We start from the raw sequence: 19532 nt of genomic DNA, 5'->3' as shown, positions 1-19532 counted from the left end.
CCGAACCAGACCGCTCACCCTAGTCCTGGAAGACATCAGGGTGCACCGGGTCGCCGGGCAGGTTGTCCAGGCTGTCTTCCACACCAAGCAGGTTTCCCCACTCATCCAGCGATTTTCCGTAAGGCCTTGCCTGGGATCCCCTGGCCTGGAGGTCGGCCTTGGCTGCGAAAACGTCAGCTTCCTCCAGCTGAGAACAGAAAGCCGTCAACCGCTCAAACTGGGCTTGGTCGTAGAAAGTGTTCCCGACCACTCCGGTCAGGCGAATCGCACGAGCTATCGGCAAAGAGTCCCAATGCCTGAGTTCCACGATCTTCTTCAGACGGACGTCATTGAAGTGGGTGGATAGGATGTGACCCACCTCGTAGTCGTTTAGGCGGCGGTCCGGGTAAACATCCGCAGCGTTGTCCTTGAAGGCCACGCGGCAAAGACCTTCGTGTCCCAACCCGGCCGCTTCGGGCGTATGTGTCAAATCCACGTACATTAGCGGGGTCGACAAGACATCCACCGCATAATCCTCCCAGCCAAAGTCAGGATCGAAGAGGCCTGGGGACAGGTTGGTTCTCTGGAAGTCGGTGAAATCCCAGATTCGCTGACGTAGGAGGGGATAGGGGTTGGGTCCGCCCTCGAACCAAGGTGAATTCTTGAAGAACCATGAGATCACTGGCCCCAGTGCGGTTCCCACCCTGAGCTTGGCCACGGCATCGGCCTCATCCCGATAGTCGATGCTTACCTGCGTGGAGGCCGAGCACCTCATCATGCAGAGGCCATACTGACCCACTCGACCTAGATAGTCGGTCATGGCCGCATAGCGGTCCTTGGGGACCACCCTGATATCGGCATAGCCGGACCGTGGCTGATAGCCGTAGTTAACCAGGCGGAATCCCATTCTGGAGGCAATCGGGTCAAGTTCCTGACGGAAGGACTGGTAGAGATCAACCAACTCACCCAGGGTTCCACAGGGCCCTATGGATGATTCGACCTGACTCCCCGGTTCCAGGGAGACCTTCATCAGCGGTCTGCCCAGACCCAGAAGGTGGCCATTCTCCCAGTACTCCTCTTCGTGCCTGTAGTAGGGGCGCAAATCCTTCAGAAGGTTCTCCACGCCGTCCTGACCATAATAACCGGCAGCCTTGTCGTCCCCTTTGCGCACAGGCAGATGCTCTATTTCGACCCCATAGCGGAATTCACTGTCAGGTTTGCACCCCGAATCAAAGTAGTCGACCAGGCTGGCCACATGCTTTGGGTTCACCTTCGCACCCAGGTGAGCGTACGAAACTCTATGCCTCATCATCACTCCTCTAGTCTACGCGGAAGGGTCGTGGATCCGGGATTAGGACAGGCCTCAGACTCTGTCATTTATCTAGCTTATAATTCCACCCCTCTTACATGGTGGTCGGGGAGTCCTTGCCAGCCAAACGGGGACGGCATGGGTGGGTGTACCCACGATGACCTGGATGCCGAGGGGCCTTTCGGCATCCAGTACTCGGTCCACATGGCTGAAATCGAATACACCGGGTAGGGCTCCAAAGTTCCACAGGTGGATTCGGGGATACACATGGTTGTGATGCCGACGGACTTCATCATGGACATGTCCTTGTCCACCCGCTCATAAGCCTTATATTCATCCTAGTAGGCGCATTCGAAGATGAACCGGTCCGGAAGGCACCTGATGCCTTGGAACCTGAGCGGTCAGTGGTCCGGACCACGTTGTCTGACATGGTGAATTCACATCTTAATCTAAGAGACTCAATTCATAGGACGAAGGTGTTGAAGGATCGCGGCTCCAGGGTCACTCGAAAACCTTGACTCTCTTCACCGTCCCCTCCAGGTCCAGAGAAGGAGAAAGGCATGGCGCGGTCCAGGGCGTTCTGGGCCACGACAACGACCGATCCATCCGGATTTTCGAAGGCTGTGACCATGGAGCTGAAATGACCGCGAGTATCCAGCAGCCGAGCACCCGGGCGCACATAGTGCGAGTAATGACGCATGACATAATACTCGGGATTCCGCTTTACCTGGCCAGTGGTGGTGTCGATAGAGAAGAGGGAATTCTGCCGCCAGCCCCAGGTGGATATGCCCTGCCCCAAAACCATGTTCCAGTATGTGTAGCAAGTGGCTCCAGCCCGCAGATACCGGTTCACCAGCGAGAAAACGTATTCGGCGTATTCCCAGGAGTTGCCGCCCATGCCGCATTCGGACTCGGTCTGCTCCAACTCAATCTCAGGCCAGGACTGGTGAGTGCGCTCGATGACATGCTGGCCGGCCCACTGATAGCCGATCCCGGCAATGTACCTGCGGCAGTCCTCGTCGAAAAGGATGTTGTCCACGTACCGGTTGTAATTCTCCAGGATCATGCCTTCAGGACCGAATTTCATGTCCTCGGGACCATTGAGGGTCCCCAAAAAGATGGCCGTATCCGGTGCCTCTTTGGCAAAGAGAGGGCCAAGATAGTCACGAATGAAGATGCGCATGTCCTCGCTGGACCATAGGCAGGAGGGGAACTTCTGGTCCGCGAAGACCTCGTTCTGCACATGCAGCTGGTCGATGTGGATTCCGCGGCGGTCATATTCGCGCACATACCGCAGAAGATAACGGGCATAAGCAGATAGGTTGCGCTCGCTCATGTCGATTCGCCCGAAATTGTAGACCTTGGGTCGTTTCATCCAGGTTGGCGGACTCCAGGGGCTGGCGAACAGTCCCATGTTCGGCTGATACTTCTGAGCCTGGCGGATATACGGAATCAGGGTCTGCTCGTCGTGGTCGACGCTGAAATGCTCCAGGTCATAGTCACCGTCGGTTTCGTCGTAGCTGTACCAACTCGTTGCGAAGTCGTTGGCGCCCACGGGGGTCCTGTTGAAGGTCAGATTCAGCTCGTCCGGGCTGAAAAGCTCGCGGATGATTCCCTCACGTGCCTCCTCCCCCAGCTCCTGCAAGGGCATCCACCCCAGCTCATTGAAGCAGCCGCCGAACCCCCGCAGAGTCTGCAGCTTACCGCCGGTGCATCTCAGATCGGGCGATGACCCCGGAGTCGAAAGTGTAAGAGGATGTTCCTGCATGGCTTGCTGGCGAGTGGTTGCTATCCAGATCAGTTCTGCCTTCTTATTCATGAATCTTCTGCTCCTTTGCATAGCGTTTCTATATACCCATTCGCCCAGCCGGAATACCCGGAGAGAACAGGTCACTTGATGTTTCAGTCACCAGGATAAAGACACATCCCGTCAGAGCGGAACAATAGCCATGAATAAGGCTGCCGTATACCCTCAACGGTACGTGAGCCGAGAATCGGCTACGTCCGAGAATGGGACCGGTTCAAGGAGCTGATCAAACCCAGGCATCGCCGATGCTAAAACCGTGCCCGCCGGAATTAAACCAGCACACGGATGCCAGACACCAGACTGCAGAGGAATCCAGGGAGCCAGCTCTCAATCAACCCACCTAATCCATTATAAAGGGCCGGGCATCATAAGGCGGCTGAAACCGGCGATCCCTCCAGAAGAATTCATAATCGTGGTCATTGATGGGGCGGACGACCTTGCAGGGATGGCCGTAGGCGACCACGTCGGAAGGGATGTCCTTGGTGACCAGGGATCCTGCCCCGATGACCGTGTTGTCTCCGATGGTCACTCCCGGCATGATGATGGCGCCCGCTCCGATCCACACATTCCTGCCGATGCTGACCGGAACCGTGAACTGGGGCGTTCCATAGGCACGTATATCGGGGCGAATGGCGTGCCCGGTGGTGACGATGGTGACGTTTGGCCCGAACATGGTGTGGTCTCCTATGTCAATGCGTCCGTCGTCAACCAGAACCAGGTTGAAGTTGGCATAGCATTTGCTTCCCCAGTAGGTGTTGCAGGCCCAGTTGGCCCGCACCGGTCCCTCAATCCAACTGCCTTGGCCAAACGAACCGAACATCTGCCTGCAGAGGTCCTGCTTCTTTTCCACCTGGCTGGGACGACAGGCGTTGAACTCAAAGACCAGATCCTGCTGGGCGTCCTGGACCTGCTTCATTTCGGGTGTATCGGCAATGTATATCTGGTCGGTATCCAGCAGAGCCTTGATCTCTTCGCGGCTGGTCATGGGAACCCCCCTATTTCCTTGATCTTCGTGGTTCAGCAATTCCGAGGCCGGCGCGTTGGCCCCAAACACCGGCCTCGGCCTAGCGGCTACAGGTTCTCCAGAACCTTCTCCTCGTCCTGGACAGGTGCTGCCTGCCCCGCATCCAGACCGGTCGCCTCCGTTGCTTGGAAGCCGTCGTCGGCTTTATGGTCCTGGCTGAGCTTTTGCTGGTCGCCCGGCTTCTTGGCAGCGGCGATCATCAGCTTGATTCTGTTGAGCTGGTTGGCCTCCGAGGCGCCGGGATCGTAGTCAATCGAGACAATGTTGGCCTCCGGGTAGGTCCTGCGTATTTTGCCGAACATACCACGTCCAGTCACATGGTTGGGCAGGCAGGCGAAGGGCTGTGCGCAGACGATGTTGGGAGCACCGGACTGAATAAGCTCGATGATCTCTCCAGTCAGGAGCCAGCCCTCTCCGGCTTGAACACCCAAGGAGGTGACCGAAGCGGCCTTTTCCCTCAGATCGCTGATGTGGGCGGGAATGTCGAACTTCCCATGGGAAGCCTTGAAGCCGGCGATCATGGGAGCTCGGTAAGCATCTGCCGCCTTGAGGACGATCTTCTTGACACCCACCTGGCCGCCTGTACCCAGCATCTCTTCATTCCATTCGGCGTTGGAGATGCCGTTGACCATGAAGTCGCAGACACCGGGGAGCACGGCCTCACAGCCCTGGCTCTCGATCAGGTCAACCACGTGGTTGTTGGCGTCGGGATGGTACTTGACCAGAATCTCCCCGACTACGCCCACCCGGGGCTTGCGGGGAATATTGCGCAGCGGCAGCTGGTCGAAGGCCCGGATCATCCGCTTCATCAGAGTCCCATAGGGCAGATAGCCATGGCCATACACCTTCTTGGCTGTCTTGGAGTACCCGTGGTGCTCGATGGTCTCCTTGCAGATCGTGTCCCAGAGCTTGTAGAGCCTGTTGGCTGACCCGGGCTCCTGCTCGTAGGGACGGACCCTGAGCAGGCACTCGATCATGGCATCGCCCAGGTAGAAGGCCTTGACAGCGCGGTGCAGCAGCGCCGGGGTTACCTGAAGGCCGGGATTGGCCTTGAACCCTTGGACGCTCAGCGTAATGATCGGTACATAGCCATAGCCCGCATCGGCCAGGGCCTTGCGCAGAAGACCATAATAGTTGGTGGCCCTGCACATGCCACCGGTCTGGGTGACGATGACTGCACACTTGTGCGGGTCGAACCTGCCGGACAGGAAGGCGTTGACCAGCTGCCCCACCACGATGATGGCAGGGAAGCAGGCATCGTTGTTGACGTACTTAACCCCGGTGTTGATGTCTTCTGCCGTGGCATGCTTCAGGAGCTCGAAGTGGTAGTCGGCACTGGAGAAGACCGCCTCCAGGAGGGAGAAGTGCACCGGAGACATCTGCGGCGCTACCACTGTGAATTTATGCCCCATTTCCTTGGTGAAGCGATGCTCAGTGGCGTACTTGGACAGGGTCGGCTTGGCAGCGGCTCCGCTAGCCTGAACATTTTTGCCCTGGTTGTCGGCTTCCTGCTCCTTCTGCTTTGAGGCCATAGTCTCCCGGATGGGCCTGATGCCCATGGGATGAAGGCCTATCAGACCCTGATCACTCTTGTCATGCAGAGCCACAAACCGGGCCAGAACCACAATGTCGGTCTTGCGCTGGGACAGGTTGATCTTCTGTGCATTGGTAGACCGGAATCCGCCCGATTCCGGCTTGTCAGTCGCATCCGCATCCACTGCTTCAATATGGCTGGCAAGGTCTCGCGAATCTTGAGAGTCGGATGATTTCTTCGCCTGCGCCTCCGACTGAACCAGGTCAGTCGATGTGTCAACATTCTCGACCATGACATTATCCTTGGCCGCGACCTTGGCAGGCGCCTGCTCCTTGGCTGGGACTTCCTTCTGGTCTTCGCTGTCCTCCTGGTTCAGATCCCGCTGGTGGCGTTCGTCCATGGCGGCCTTCAGCGAGCGCAGACGGATCTTGGCAGCACCCAGGTTGGAGACCTCGTCGATCTTCAGCTGCGTGTAGACATCGCCCTTGTCGGCCAGAATCTCCTGGACCTGGTCGGTGGTGATGGCATCCACGCCGCATCCGAAGCTGACCAGCTGGACCAGCTGCAGGTCGGGATACTCGGAAACGAACCTGGCTGCAGAATAGAGCCTGGAGTGGTAGGCCCACTGGTCGGTCACCCTCAGAGGCATCTTATGATGGTCGTCGCCGAAGCCCGGCACGGTCTTGCGGAACTTGGCGGCCGTGGGGTTGTTGGAGGCCAGGGCCCGCTCCCCCGCCGCCGGAATGATATAGTCGCTCAGCTTAGGTAGTTTATGCACGTCCAGCTCGCAGATGGAGTCCTCGGAAAGCACGGCCATGCCCAGGGAGCAGATGGTCTCGGGAATGCCGTGGTTGACCTCGGGGTCCACATGGTAGGGGCGGCCCGACAGGACCACGCCCTTGACCCCATACTCCTGCATGTAGGCCAAGGCACGAAGCCCCTCCTGGCGAACGTCCTCCTTGAACCGGGCATCCTCACGGTAGGCCTCCTGGACGGCGGTCCGGGCCTCATCCTCGCTCACCTTGGCCCAGTCGAAGACCTTGACGATCCGCTCGACCATCTTCTCCTTGTTGGACAGGTTGAAGTAGGGCCGCATGAAGCGGACGCCGTTCTCCTTGAGCTCGGCCATATTGGCCTCGATCACCACCGGGTAGTTGGCCACGATGGGGCAGTTGTAGTGGTTGTCCGTATCGGGAACCAGCTCCTGCTCATAGGTGACGCAGGGATAGAAGATGGTCTTGATGCCCTTGTCGACCAGGGAGTGAATATGCCCGTGGACCAGCTTGGCCGGGTAGCAGATGTTCTCGGAGGCGATGGACTCCATCCCGCTCTCGAAGAGCTCGTGGTTGGACCGCCCGGAGATCATCACCCGGAAGCCCAGTGAGGTCAGCAGGGTGAACCAGAAGGGGTAGTCCTCATACATGTTGAGCACACGGGGAATGCCGATATCGCCCCTGGTGGCCTTGTCCGGGGTCAGCCGACGGTAGGCGAAGGCCCGCTTGTACTTGAAGTCGTAGAGGTTGGGCCTGTCAGAGCGCTTCCTGTTCTTGTCTCCGCCACGTTCGCAGCGATTCCCGGTCACGTAGCGGCCGCCATCCTCGAATTCGGTGATGGTTAGCTTGCAGTGGTTCTGGCAGAGCTTGCAGACCTCGTGGGTGGTGGTCATGGAGAGGTTATCCAGATCGTCCCCTGCCAGTATGGAGCTGACCACATGGCCGTTCTCCACTTTCAGACCAGGCAGGGTCGTCTTGAAGCCCTGGTCGTTCTTGGAGGCAACGTTGGCCGAGGCGTTTGCGCCAATCTTGTTGACGGCGGCCGGCGACAACCTTGACCTGGTGGAAGCCGGAGCCATATTAGGGGTAGTGGGCGTGCTGCCCACGGACTTTCCCCCGTTGACCACGTTCACTGAAGGGTGGGCCATCTGGGAACTGACTGCAGCAAAATCCACGACCTCTTCATTCTGCGGGCAGTGCATGCGGGCCGTCAGCGCAGCGCCGTAGGCTCCCATGAGCCCAGCGATATTGGGCCTGGTCACCTTGCGACCGGTCAGGAGTTCAAAAGCCCGCAGAACGGCATCGTTGAGAAAGGTTCCTCCCTGGACCACGACCACCGGCCCCAGGGCGTTGGCATCACGCAGCTTGATGACCTTGTAGAGGGCGTTCCTGACCACCGAGTAGCAGAGCCCAGCAGCAATGTCCTCCGGGGAGGCGCCCTCCTTCTGAGCCTGCTTGACCGAGGAATTCATGAAGACCGTGCAACGGGAACCCAGATCGGTCGGGGCTTCGGAGGCCAACGCCTGCTTGGTGAAGTCTTGGATGCTGATGCCCATGGACTGGGCAAAGGTCTGCAGGAAGGATCCGCAGCCGGCCGAGCAGGCCTCGTTGACGCAGATCGAATCGATGACCCCGTCGTTGACGGCGATGTACTTCATATCCTGCCCGCCAATGTCGATGACCGAGGTAACACCGGGGCTGATCTCCTCGGCTGCCCGGTAGTGGGCCATGGTCTCGACCACGCCCTCGTCAACGTGCAAGCCGGCCTTGACCAGGCCCTCACCATATCCGGTAGCGCAGGCACGGGCGATATAGGCACCCTCCGGCAGGGACTTCCTGACCTCCTTGACGATGTTGGCGGCGGCGATCAGCGGACTGTCCTTATGCACTCCGTAGGTGGACCAGACGATGGTCTTGTCGTCGTTGATCAGTACGGCCTTGATGGTGGTGCTGCCCGCATCAATGCCCAGGAAGTGTGGCCCCTTGGCCCCAGACAGGTCCCCGGTGGGGATGATCTCGGCACCATGCCGGTCGTTGAACTCCTTGCGCTCGTCTTCGTTCAGGAAGAGCGGGCGTATCGTTCTGGCCGTGGATGGCATGTTCTCCAGACCCTTCAGGGCTGAGAGGACGCCATCCAGCGATGTCAGATCAAAGTTCATCTCTTGATTTTGGATGGCATTTTTGGCGGTTTCTGTCGCCGGAACCTTATTCTCACCGTCCACCAAGGTAGTGGTGCGGCCGTCCTGCATGGCATCCTGCAGAGCCATCTTGTCCAGGCTCGAAGCCTTTTCGGACCGCGCCTTGTCGACCTCCGCCTGGTCCAGCCCCCAAGCCGGACCGAAGGGGTCGTTCACATCGGTTTCTGGCGAGTAGTCGGTCTTGACCTGCGCTGCATTATCCTGGTCGTCCTGCTCCTGACGACCAGCCATGATGGCAGCGCCATAGGCCACATAGAGGTGCGCGTTTTCAGGGATGATATAGCGGCTGACCCTGTCCTGGAGGATCCGCTTAAAGGCCTCCCTCAGCTCACTCATAAAGAAGAGGGGCCCGCCCAAAAAGATCACGTTGCCACGGATGGGACGCCCGCAGGCCAAACCGGAGATGGTCTGTGTGGCAACGGCGTTGAAGATTGATGCAGCCAGATCCTCCTTGGCGGCTCCATCGTTGATCAGGGGCTGGAGGTCGGACTTGGCGAAGACCCCGCAACGCGATGCGATGGGATAAATGGTCTTGTATTTGGAAGCCATATCGTTCAGGCCGGAAGCATCGGTATTGAGCAGAGTGGCCATCTGATCGATGAAGGCTCCGGTCCCGCCCGCGCAGGACCCGTTCATTCGCTGCTCCGGTGTGGGCTTCAGATAGGTGATCTTGGCATCCTCGCCGCCCAGTTCGATGATCACATCCCCCTCGGGATAGGTGGCATTGATGGCCTCGGTCTCGGCAATGACCTCCTGGGCAAACTCGGCCTGAAGCTGGCTTGCCAGCTCCAACCCGCCCGAGCCGGTGATCACCAGGCTGATGGGATTGCCGGCCAGACCAACCCGTGACAGGGAAAGCTTGATATCCGTGACCAGCTCCGCCACGCACTGCCGCACATTGGCGTGGTGGCGACGGTAGTCGCTGAAAAGCGCCTGATCCAGCCTATCCCCTGTGCCAAGAACCACGGCCTTGACTGTGGTGGAACCGATGTCCAAACCCACACGCAGGAGATCCCGCGGTCCTGTGCCCTTATATCGACCCGCTATGTCGACGCCATCAGACATGAAACAACCTCAATCCGTGAGACCGCCGCATGATGGGGTTGAAAAGCAGACACCACATCATATCCGGCTTGCTTTATTTATGCTACCGCCAGAGCGTGAATAACTTTTGCAATATCGGGGAATCAAGACTGTCACCTTTAACACAGTCGCCAGCAAAACTGCCTCTGCTACAGGCAAGCCGCAGACGAGGGCAGGTGCATCAAGGCGTTGTTCCAACCCTTCTCCTTCACACTTTGACCTCAATCCCAGACTCCTTGCAAACGGGAGAAATGCCACTGTGCCCACGGCGAAATTGGCCCAAAAACAATCAGCAGAGGGCCTGCAGCTGACCGACGGAGGAGATGGAATTGTCCCCGTATTGAGAGACCCTGAGAAGACGTTTCCTTCGCTGACCAACCCGCATACCATCCCGTACAGGCTATGCCGGATGAGTTGGTCAGGCTGGCGGAACCGATGGTCAGGAGGCTTCAGGTGCGAGCATACATGGGTTCGAACATGCGCGGGTCGATGGGTACGTCGACTAGCTCAGCCCCATCCGGACTGGCCCCCAAGCCCTTGGATCAGCTGCCCCGCCTGGCACGAGATACCACCGAGGAAGACCCCTGGCCGGTCAGCGTGCTCAGCCAGAAGTACCACGACGCCGTGGCCCGCTGGCCCGGAGCCTGGGTGGAGGGTCAGATCGTGGAGATCAACACCCGCCGGACCGGTTCCGCATATCTGACCCTGCGCGACAACTTCGAGGACATCTCCATCAACGTCATGGGCTTCCGTGCCTTCGCCACCCAGGCCAGGGAATTCCGCCAGGGCGACCGTGTGGTGGTGCACGGGCGGCCCGACCTGTGGATCAAACAGACCCGTTTGAGCTTCATGGCCGACCGGATCAAACGTGTAGGCACCGGGGATTTAAAGGAGCAGATCGATCAGCTCAGGCGCAAGCTCAAGGGCGAGGGCCTCTTTGACGCGGAAAACAAGGTTCCCCTGCCCGAGTTCCCCCGACGTATCGGCCTGATCTGCGCACCCAAGGCCAGAGCCGAGGGGGATGTAATCACCAACGCCCGTCTTCGCTGGCCCACCATTGAATTCTCCGTTGTACATGCCCACGTCCAGGGACCTCAATGTCCGCCCGAGGTGGTCGAGGCCATCCAGAAGCTGGATGCCGATCCGGCTGTGGATGTGATCATCGTGGCCAGGGGCGGCGGCAGCTTTGAGGATCTGCTGGGCTTCTCGGACGAATCGGTAGTCCGGGCCACGGCGGCATGCGTCACCCCAATCGTCTCGGCCATCGGCCACGAGGACGACTGGACCCTTATCGATCTGGCGGCGGATCTGCGCGCCTCCACCCCTACTGATGCAGCCAAGCGGGTGGTGCCCGACCTGGTCGAGCAGGAGGGAATCATCCAGGAGGCCCGAATGCGCATAAACGCGCGTATCGAAAATATGGTCCAAGGCGAGACGCGTTTGATTGAGGGATATGCCAACCGCCCCAGCCTGACCAAGCCGCAGACCATGCTGGACAAGCCCCAGCAGTTGGTCGACGAGTCCCTGGTTCGCCTGGACATTGCCCTGCGGCGGATCGTGGACGATGCCTCCTTGACCGTGGAGAAGCTCCAGTCCTCGCTGACCGCTCTCTCCCCCCAATCCACGCTGGACCGCGGATACGCAGTCGTGCAGGCCCTGGACGGGAAGGTGATCATCAGCCCCCAGCAGGTTCAGGCCGATCAGGATCTGACTTTGACCGTCAAAGAGGGCCGAATCGAGACCAAGGTCGTCAACGGGCAGTGACCGATTCCACGAGGTCAGTCACATATAATCGTCCGCAATAATCATCCACAGTATTGAGGAATTTGATCAACTCACCAGATAAGAAGAGGAGCAGGCATGAGCGACACTGACGAGGCGCAGACCAAGGAGCAGAGCGAGGAACAGCCGGTACTGGCTTCGGCCCTGAGCCAGAAGGAACGCGATACCATCGCCAAACTGCCTTATGAGCAGGCCCGAGACCAGCTGATCCAGGCGGTTCAAGCTCTGGAGGCCGGTGGCCTGGACCTGGATGCCTCCATGCGTCAGTGGGAGATCGGCGAGGCTTTGGCCAAGCGAGCCCAGGAGCTGCTAGGCCAGGTGCGAGCCAAGCTCGATGCCGCCCAGCAGGAGCAGGCCAGCGCCGGAGCCCAGGCTGGTACACAATCCAACTTGGATGCCTGAAGTCCCCTATTCCACCATCACCGTGGCCAGCAGGGCTGCATGATCCGAACCTGCGATAGGTACGGCCTGCAGCTGGTTGGCTCTGATGTCACGGTCCACCACAACATGATCGATGGCCGCCAACCTGGGCATTGGGGCCCTGTCGGCCGGCCAGGTCACGCTCATGCCATGCCCGGCCTGACGTGCCCCATCGCTGAACCGCTCCCCCAACATGTCTCGGAAGACCGCATGGTCATAAGTTGCGTTGAAGTCTCCCATCAGCACGTATCGGGTATGCTCGTGGTTTCGCAGCTTCCCCAGGTCGGACACGCTGCGTCGCCAGGCATTCCAACTGCCAGGTTGCGGCGAGGTGGTATGGACCGAGACAAATCTGACGCTGGTCTTGCCTCTGCCGAAGTCGATGCTGGCCGCCGGCATCATGGAGGAGCGAGATCCCACGTCGTCCTTTGAGGGCGACTGCATTGGCGCGCCCGTCCAAAGACCGTTGGCGTATTCCTTCGAAGATGTGGAAAGCTGCTCGTGGGGCAGATAGCGGTCGATGCCGGCCTTGTGAAGACGGTCCACAAAATCCTTGCTGACCTCTTGCAGAGCCAGCACCTCAACCCGGTTGTCGCTGACGGTCTTGACTACCTGATCGGCATCGGCCTGTCCTTTGTAGACGTTCAGCGTCATGACCCGGGCCACATCGTCGTACCGGTCGGGATGCTCAAGAGCTGCGAGTTGATCAGCTTGGCCATTGAGCTCGGGTCCTTCCTGGTAGAAGGGATACTGCCAGTAGACATTCAAGGCCAAGGCGGCGATAAGAACCAAAGCCGTGAACCATCGTGAAGACATCAGAGCCAGGAGCAGGGCCAACAGACCCAAGAGGATGAACCAGGGCGTCAGAGCGGCCAGATCCGGCAAATATGGGATCGACGACAGCCATGCCGGACAGGCACGCGCCGCCAGAGCCAACAAGCTGGCCAACGCCAGCAGCCTGGCCACCCACCCAAAGACGTGCCTCACCAGGAAGGACTGTCTGAATCTCGCCATGGTCTCCTCCAGAAAATCATCGCCGACCCGGTCCCCTTCCAAGGAACACACAGTCAGCTCGACCGTTGAGCAATTGTAAACCACGACCATATGGCGGACGGGTATATGAACCTAACTTCTTCAGAAAGGGAACGGTGCTAGCCCGCACACCAGCGACCTGCCCAAGTCCCACTTCGTGGTACAGTAGTTTCCGTTGCCCCGGTAGCTCAGGGGATAGAGCACTTCTCTCCTAAAGAAGGTGTCGTGCGTTCGAATCGCATCCGGGGCACCCTAAAGGTTCAAGCATAAGGAAGTACTTGGCCTTGCTCTCCGCAACCATTCCTCAACCCCATGGCTTTCCATATTCTGGCACATCGCCACCGGGCATCGCCCGCTACTAGCGTCCACACATGTACATTGGAGGAGGTTTCGGTACCGTTAGTCGAGCTTATACGCGGTCTGGCTGATACAGCTGCCGGGTATGCCACCGAAGTCAGAGCAGTCGACGAGGTCATGCCTGACTAACACCATGTGCTGATCACTGCGCTCGTTTGACCATTACCAGCCCAAGGCGAGGGGCGTTACAGGTCAGGGACGTCCATCTGAGGATGACATATCGTCCCTGTTATCCCAATGCTCAGCCTGCAATACATGCTGCCTGTTCCACTTGGCCAAGTGGTGAATGATCGTCTGATCGCTGTTGAGATGATAAGCGGCCAGCTCCCGGTTGAACCAGGTCCTGTCCTTATCACTGGTGGGCACAGTGAGCGGATGCCGGTCGCCATGCGCGATCAGCAGCCCATTGCCAGCGAGCAGCGCAGTCCTCTTATTTCCATCGCCAAATGGCTGCATCTTGGCCAGTCCGGCGAAAAGACGCACCGCATCTCCCAGGATGTCTTCTCCAGTTGCTCCCCCAACGGTGCTTTTTATCAGAGATGCAATGGTGGCAGAATCAGGCACGGGTGGCTTGTACCTCCCCAAAGGGGTGCTGACCATGACGGGAATGCGTTCGTCGCGCAGCTTGCCTGGTTCCATGGCAGCAGTCCTTGTCAACTGCGCGTTGATGGACTTCACGTAGGCCAGGTCGATCGGCTCGCGAGCATAGTCGTAGTGCAGGGTGTAGTCCGCGGCCTGCCGCAAATCTAGCAGAAGGTTGTAGTCGGCCTTGGAATTGACGACCTGTGGATTGCCGGTGCGCAGGAACTCCTCAGTGGCCATGAAAGTCGACTGCAGCCCATCAAAGGTGCGGCCCATGGAGTACAGGAGCCCGGCAAGTTGTTTGGTGCTCAGCGATCCGTACTCGCACATGTGTGTTTCCTTCCGTTCCTGTTCTGCTTAGATTCTCTCATGCCAGCCGTATTCTGCATCAGCTGTTCTCGCCCGGCTTCCGACCGACCAGCAGCAAAGAGCTCAACTCCAGTGGGCAAATCCTCAATGTGGCGGCGACACTTACTATGTCCAGGAACCAGTCGCTCGAACATGTTTGCCGGATTCTTGCTCATGGTATTCACGTGTTCCTCTTTCCTGTTGCGTCGTGCTGCTTATCGAGCAACCCATTTTCAGGTGTCACGTATACAAGACAAGGAAACCGAAAAGTTCATTGTCGAGAGGGCTTACATCCCCCTTCCCGTGCCTGGACTCGTAGCACTCTGTGTCCTGCACAACGCTTTCGAAAGAATCCAGGGGGGGGGGGGCTTGCATGGCGTGGTAGCCGATAAGATGTTGTATCCCATAGTTCATGACACAGCATCGATAGACTTATTGACACCATGGCAGAACCTGATATTTGGACCATAACGCAATCGATAATTGTGAAAGACTTGACTCAAAGTTAAAAATACGATTGGAGTATGCGAATCGCTTCCAGGCACCCCGTATTTGCCAACGCAGTGGATATTGAGGATAATAAAAAAGTTGCATATTCGCGCATGACTAACAAATCTGCACAAATCTGCACTTGAAAACCTGTTTTGAACATTGACCGGCTCGATCATTGTCGATAAGCCTCATCCGAAAGGAACACCATGTCTCATCAAATGCACCAGAACGAGGATGTAGAGGATAATCTCCTCAACTGGAATGACAGGGCAGTTGTGCATGCCAACGGTGGTTATGGAGACCTCGACGCTTTTGCGGATGACCCATCGGCCCTGTCGTCAGTAACCCTGCGCGATCTAGAGGTTTTGAAGCCGCATCTTCCAGAACACAGCATCAAAGGGTTGCACCTTTTGCATCTGCAATGCCATATAGGCTCTGATACCATCTCATGGTGGCGTTTGGGGGCACGAGACGTATATGGCCTGGATTTTTCTCCCACCTCGCTGGATTATGCCAGGAAGCTATCTGAACGGGCCGGAGCATCCATAACCTATGTTCAAAGTGATGCTCGATGTGCTGCCGATGCCATGCCTGATCAGAAAGGCTCGTTCGATGTAATCGTCACCAGCTGCGGAACCATCACCTGGCTTCCCGATCTGAAAGACTGGGCTCGTTCAATCGCCTCTCTTCTAGCAGACGGTGGGATATTCATGATCCGCGACAACCATCCACTGCTTTTCGCCTTGAACAACGAGGGCATGTCGATAGTTCAAGATTATTTTGGCGGAACAGAAACGACCTACGAGACGGATCAAAGCTACACGTCAGCAACCGACTCGCTCGAAGATGGGACAAAACCCCAAATTACCCACACCACCAATCACAATTGGGCTCATGACTTCCAGGAAATAAGCAGTGCTCTTCTGGATGCCGGACTGACTATAGAGGCCATTGGCGAGCATAATGTGGACGACTGGCAGTCACTGCCAATGCTTGAGTACAGTCCAGAACTCCAGGGATGGATCATGCCTCACAATCAGCCTCAGATCCCCCTGACCTTCTCGATGGTAGCCAGAAAGAAAGTTTGACCGGGCAAGTACGAGCGTGGTTTTGCTTAGACATGGTCTGACTTGGCCCGGCGGCCCGTCCAGCAGATTGGCTTCTGTTAATTGCGTTGCAGCATAAGTTGCGCAACGCAATTAACAGAAGCACTCCGTGCCGAATTACGATAACGCATTATCGTTCACCTTCGATCCCGCCAATGTCGAGGGACAGATCCGTGGAAGGCCAGGCTATGAGATTGGGTAAACCGCGCATTTTAGAAATGCTTTTATACGGGTAAGCCGCTGGAGCCGATAGCACAATCAAATACGTGTCAGTTACTCGCCTTGCTTGAGTCTGCGATACTTCATGGGCGTCAAGCCCGTGCTCTTCTTAAAAGAGGCACACAGTGAGGATTCGGATGTGAAACCGCACTGCTGACAAATCTGTCGTATGGACATCCCTGTGTTTACCAGCAAATACTGCACCGCATGTATACGGGAATCCACCAGGTAGGCATGCGGCGTGATGCCGGTTTCCTGCTTGAACAATCGAATGAAGTGGTACTCGCTCAGAAAGACTCGTTTAGCCAGCTCGGAGACGGTGAGCGGCTCATACAAGTGGGAGGACACATAGGCAATCGTGTCCTCAACCACCTCCTCCTGCTTTCGCCTGAAGGAGCGCGGCTGCTCATCGGCAAACTCGGTGAGCAGGTCGGTGATGTATTTGGACATCCTCGCTTCCGAATAGCCGTTTTCCGCTGTCATCAAGGAGGTAATGGTCCGCATCCGTTCCAAGGCGTAGGTCTCGGAAGAGAGCATGAAGACATTGCCCAGCTTTCTGATGATGTAGTCGTAGTAGGGCCGAGCCATGACGCCGTCGAAGTGGAGCCATTGAGCGGTCGTTGGGACATCAGTGCCGTAGGCATGGTGCGCATAGCAATTGACCAGCGCAAACCGGCCCTCCTCAGCTACGAATGAGCCTTCAGGCAGATCCAGCGTCAGCCTGCCGTTATCGATATGGATGATCAGATAACTGTCAAATGATCGCCGCTCCAGCCTATAACCGGGTTCATAGGAGAATTTGCCCACCCGCAGCGGATAGAAAAAGGTCGTTCGCGCAATAGCCGAAGGGGTATGAATCAAAAAGTCAGAAGCATTGACATCGATACCGTGTTCAGCAGGCTTCGCCACGATGCACCTCCTTTCCGCACGAATCACGACAGCCGCTCCTGACGACCTCTAAACGAACTCAGGACTATGAAAGCAACCAGTGGCTTCGACCTTACGCATGAAGCCACGAGACAACACATACATCAGTCATAGGGTTTCATCCTTGCAGATACGGCAATGCCGTGGTCTCATACTCAAACAATACAAGGCAACGGCAAGGTTCCCATTTACTTTAAGAAAATCAGTGTACGTTGAAGCCCCGCTGCTTACCACATTCCTTAAGGTGCTTCTGCCAGGCATCCACACCTTGCTTCAGAGTCATCTTCTTGTCGATATAGGCAAAACCGGTGGCGTCAGCGAGTACGGTCCGCGCATAGACCTCGAAAGGGACAGTGGCTTGACTTGGGATCACATCGCTTGCCACCTTGGCACCGACCCGACGGCGGTAGCTGAAATACTGATCATTTGGATAACTGTTCTGAATGCAACTTGGGTCCTACAGGCCTGCCATCGCTCAAATAAGGAGCAACAGTTATCGAGGCTCAAACTGCAGACGAATTGAACTTGACCTCTGTCCGCAGAAGTTACTACCCGGCAGAATCTCGCAAAACTCAGGAACAAAGGCGAGCCTTCCGAAGACTACGTCGACAACCTATATATACGCACACATGCGCTTGTCCATACCCGGGAGATTATTCATTAGGTAGCTAACAATCTATCCAAGGGAGAGCCTTTGAGCGAAGACTACGGCAAACGAATCAAACGGGCGGCCAACCTCATGTCACGATCCATGGATGCCTACGCGGCCCAGTACGGGCTGACCGGCACGCAGATGTCCATCATCGACTTCCTGGGCGAGTCTCAGGACCACACCCAGCGGGACATCGAGATGGAGTTTGACATCCGCCCGTCCACAACGACAAAAATCCTGCAGCGAATGCAGACCAGCGGACTGGTTGCCGCCAAACGGGATCCCAGAGACGGCCGTCAACGCATCATTGCTCCCACCGCCAAGGCCCGGGGCCTGCAGAAAGCCGTGCGGGACTATATAGACAGCCAGCAGAAGGCCATGGATCGCCGGTTCAACCAGCGTGATTTAGATGCTTTCGACCGCGTGCTGGCCTATTTCATCGCCTTGAATTCCGATGACTCCGCCCAAGCCGGAAAGGAACCTCGCCCATGAGCAGAACCAAGGAGCAAACTACAGCAATCCCCCGCAGGGTAATAGGCGCCGTGGTAGCCACTGGCATCATGTCCTTCTGCGGCGTGATCGTGGAAACGGCCATGAACATCACCTTCCCTGCGCTCATGAGCCATTTCGGCATCGGGACCTCCAGCGTGCAATGGATGACCACCCTCTACCTGCTGGTCGTCGCCTCCATCACCCCGCTCTCGGCGGCCCTCAAGCGCCGATTCCGTAGTCGAACCCTCTTTCTGTGCGCCAACCTGCTCTTCCTGACTGGACTGATCATCGACGCACTGGCTCCGGTCTTTCCCCTCCTGCTGCTGGGAAGGGCCATACAGGGGCTGGGCACCAGCATCGCCCTGCCTCTGATGTTCAACATCATCCTTCAGGAGGTTCCGACAAAACGCATCGGCACCATGATGGGCGTGGGCACCCTGATTACGGCCATCGGACCGGCCGTCGGCCCCACCTTCGGCGGTCTGATAGCGACCACCATAGGATGGCGTTTCGTCTTCATCATCCTGATCCCAATACTGATCATCTCGCTGGTGACAGGCCTGGCCTGCATACCCTCGGTTCCGGTGGCAGCGAACGGGGAAGAGACCGGTTTGGAGCCGCTTGACGTGTTCCTGATGGTCCTGGGCTTCGCAGGCCTGATCTTCGGCATCAGCAACGCCTCAGCAGGACGGCTCTCCTGGAGATTCGGCGGAGCTCTGATTCTAGGGATTGTCGCCCTGGCAGCGTTCACTCTTCGCGCCCGGCATCAGGCCCAACCGATCATCGACGTACGCCTGTTCAACGACCGGCGCTTCTCCCTGCACGTCGGCGCCTATATCCTCTTCGAGATCAGCGCCCTGGCACTCTCGTTCATCCTGCCCAACCACCTGCAGCTGGTTGATGGCTGCACCTCGCTGCAGGCTGGACTGGTAGTGCTGCCGGGCGCGGCGATCGGAGCTGTTCTGGCCCCGCTCTCCGGCAGGCTCTACGATCAACTGGGCCCGCGCATTCCCATCATCAGCGGCAGCTGTGTCGCCCTGATCGGCCTTCTGGGATTTGCCCTGACCGCCCGTCGGCTGACAGCCCTGGCCATCCTGATCCTCTATATTTTCTTCATGCTGGGTATTGGGCTGAGCTTTGGCAACATCATGACCAACGGTCTGCATCGGCTGAGCCAGGAGCAACAGGCCGACGGCAACGCCATCTTCAACACCGTCCAACAGTTCGCCGCAGCCATCGGCAGCAGCCTGGCGGCCACCATCGTCGCAGCAGGCCAGGCCGCAGTCGCAGACCGGCGTCTGGGCACCGTCAACGGCTCCCAGCATGCCCTGATCCTGTTGTTGATCATCGGCGCCCTGGAGGTTCTGCTGGTCCTGGCCGCCCTGCACCGCTCTCAGAAACCGCAGCACGCTTGAA

At 57.7% G+C, this 19532-nt stretch carries 13 protein-coding genes and 1 tRNA gene; 6 read left to right on the top strand and 8 right to left on the bottom strand.

The genetic code is table 11. The features are described 5' to 3' along the window. Positions 1–19: 19 nt before the first annotated feature. From H3V09_RS00375 to H3V09_RS00355, 5 genes are all read right to left on the bottom strand, one after another. On the bottom strand, positions 20–1291 hold the full coding sequence (locus tag H3V09_RS00375; protein WP_198190567.1) for a glutamate-cysteine ligase family protein: 1272 nt from the start codon (positions 1289–1291) through the stop codon (positions 20–22). 69 nt (positions 1292–1360) lie between these two features. Then, the gene (locus tag H3V09_RS08965; protein WP_332460988.1) at positions 1361–1492 is read right to left on the bottom strand and encodes a hypothetical protein; all 132 of its coding nucleotides are present in this window, start codon (positions 1490–1492) and stop codon (positions 1361–1363) included. A gap of 259 nt (positions 1493–1751) precedes the next feature. Beyond that, positions 1752–3107 (bottom strand): glycoside hydrolase family 30 protein, encoded by a 1356-nt coding sequence (locus tag H3V09_RS00365; protein WP_415873486.1) that lies wholly within the window; start codon positions 3105–3107, stop codon positions 1752–1754. A gap of 328 nt (positions 3108–3435) precedes the next feature. Continuing rightward, the gene (locus H3V09_RS00360) at positions 3436–4080 is read right to left on the bottom strand and encodes a sugar O-acetyltransferase (RefSeq protein ID WP_198190564.1); all 645 of its coding nucleotides are present in this window, start codon (positions 4078–4080) and stop codon (positions 3436–3438) included. 86 nt (positions 4081–4166) lie between these two features. After that, positions 4167–9689: an acyl-CoA dehydratase activase-related protein gene (locus tag H3V09_RS00355; protein WP_198190563.1), complete on the bottom strand. Its 5523-nt coding sequence runs from the start codon at positions 9687–9689 to the stop codon at positions 4167–4169. Positions 9690–10196: 507 nt separating this feature from the next. On the opposite strand from H3V09_RS00355, the gene xseA reads away from it, so the two are divergent. Together xseA and H3V09_RS00345 are read left to right on the top strand one after the other, a co-directional pair. Then, positions 10197–11471: an exodeoxyribonuclease VII large subunit gene (gene xseA / locus H3V09_RS00350; RefSeq protein WP_144176741.1), complete on the top strand. Its 1275-nt coding sequence runs from the start codon at positions 10197–10199 to the stop codon at positions 11469–11471. A gap of 96 nt (positions 11472–11567) precedes the next feature. Further along, on the top strand, positions 11568–11891 hold the full coding sequence (locus tag H3V09_RS00345) for an exodeoxyribonuclease VII small subunit (protein ID WP_046322615.1): 324 nt from the start codon (positions 11568–11570) through the stop codon (positions 11889–11891). Positions 11892–11897: 6 nt separating this feature from the next. Here H3V09_RS00345 and H3V09_RS00340 read toward each other — a convergent pair whose 3' ends face one another. Further along, positions 11898–12923 carry an endonuclease/exonuclease/phosphatase family protein gene (locus tag H3V09_RS00340; protein ID WP_198190562.1) on the bottom strand — a complete coding sequence of 342 codons (1026 nt, stop codon included), beginning with the start codon at positions 12921–12923 and terminating at the stop codon, positions 11898–11900. A 195-nt stretch (positions 12924–13118) separates the two neighbouring features. On the opposite strand from H3V09_RS00340, the gene H3V09_RS00335 reads away from it, so the two are divergent. Next, positions 13119–13191 (top strand) — tRNA-Arg (locus tag H3V09_RS00335). 299 nt (positions 13192–13490) lie between these two features. Here the strand turns inward: H3V09_RS00335 and H3V09_RS00330 are convergent. Further along, positions 13491–14210 (bottom strand): Fic family protein, encoded by a 720-nt coding sequence (locus tag H3V09_RS00330; protein ID WP_232339316.1) that lies wholly within the window; start codon positions 14208–14210, stop codon positions 13491–13493. A gap of 716 nt (positions 14211–14926) precedes the next feature. On the opposite strand from H3V09_RS00330, the gene H3V09_RS00325 reads away from it, so the two are divergent. After that, the gene (locus H3V09_RS00325; RefSeq protein WP_198190561.1) at positions 14927–15808 is read left to right on the top strand and encodes a class I SAM-dependent methyltransferase; all 882 of its coding nucleotides are present in this window, start codon (positions 14927–14929) and stop codon (positions 15806–15808) included. Positions 15809–16099: 291 nt separating this feature from the next. On the opposite strand, the gene H3V09_RS00320 is transcribed toward H3V09_RS00325, so the two are convergent. After that, positions 16100–16954 carry an AraC family transcriptional regulator gene (locus H3V09_RS00320; RefSeq protein ID WP_046322609.1) on the bottom strand — a complete coding sequence of 285 codons (855 nt, stop codon included), beginning with the start codon at positions 16952–16954 and terminating at the stop codon, positions 16100–16102. A gap of 712 nt (positions 16955–17666) precedes the next feature. On the opposite strand from H3V09_RS00320, the gene H3V09_RS00315 reads away from it, so the two are divergent. Then, positions 17667–18116 carry a MarR family winged helix-turn-helix transcriptional regulator gene (locus H3V09_RS00315; protein WP_121913267.1) on the top strand — a complete coding sequence of 150 codons (450 nt, stop codon included), beginning with the start codon at positions 17667–17669 and terminating at the stop codon, positions 18114–18116. Then, complete coding sequence (locus tag H3V09_RS00310; RefSeq protein WP_198190560.1) at positions 18113–19531, top strand: MFS transporter; 1419 nt, start codon at positions 18113–18115, stop codon at positions 19529–19531. The genes H3V09_RS00315 and H3V09_RS00310 overlap by 4 nt, the downstream gene beginning before the upstream one ends. The last annotated feature ends 1 nt before the right edge of the window (position 19532 follow it).

Source organism: Bifidobacterium sp. M0399, assembly GCF_016100595.1.
Classification (GTDB): Bacteria; Actinomycetota; Actinomycetes; order Actinomycetales; family Bifidobacteriaceae; genus Bombiscardovia; species Bombiscardovia polysaccharolytica.
The sequence above is the reverse complement of the archived record's forward strand: the minus strand, read 5'-3'. Positions and strand labels throughout refer to the sequence as shown.

Bases quoted from the DNA above. Each gene is read 5' to 3' on its own strand.
- H3V09_RS00345 (WP_046322615.1), top strand. From the start codon at position 11,568: ATGAGCGACACTGACGAGGCGCAGACCAAGGAGCAGAGCGAGGAACAG.
- H3V09_RS00355 (WP_198190563.1), bottom strand. From the start codon at position 9,689: ATGTCTGATGGCGTCGACATAGCGGGTCGATATAAGGGCACAGGACCG.
- H3V09_RS00360 (WP_198190564.1), bottom strand. From the start codon at position 4,080: ATGACCAGCCGCGAAGAGATCAAGGCTCTGCTGGATACCGACCAGATA.
- H3V09_RS00375 (WP_198190567.1), bottom strand. From the start codon at position 1,291: ATGATGAGGCATAGAGTTTCGTACGCTCACCTGGGTGCGAAGGTGAAC.
- H3V09_RS00365 (WP_415873486.1), bottom strand. From the start codon at position 3,107: ATGAATAAGAAGGCAGAACTGATCTGGATAGCAACCACTCGCCAGCAA.
- H3V09_RS00340 (WP_198190562.1), bottom strand. From the start codon at position 12,923: ATGGCGAGATTCAGACAGTCCTTCCTGGTGAGGCACGTCTTTGGGTGG.
- H3V09_RS00330 (WP_232339316.1), bottom strand. From the start codon at position 14,210: ATGTGCGAGTACGGATCGCTGAGCACCAAACAACTTGCCGGGCTCCTG.
- xseA (WP_144176741.1), top strand. From the start codon at position 10,197: ATGGGTACGTCGACTAGCTCAGCCCCATCCGGACTGGCCCCCAAGCCC.
- H3V09_RS00325 (WP_198190561.1), top strand. From the start codon at position 14,927: ATGTCTCATCAAATGCACCAGAACGAGGATGTAGAGGATAATCTCCTC.
- H3V09_RS00310 (WP_198190560.1), top strand. From the start codon at position 18,113: ATGAGCAGAACCAAGGAGCAAACTACAGCAATCCCCCGCAGGGTAATA.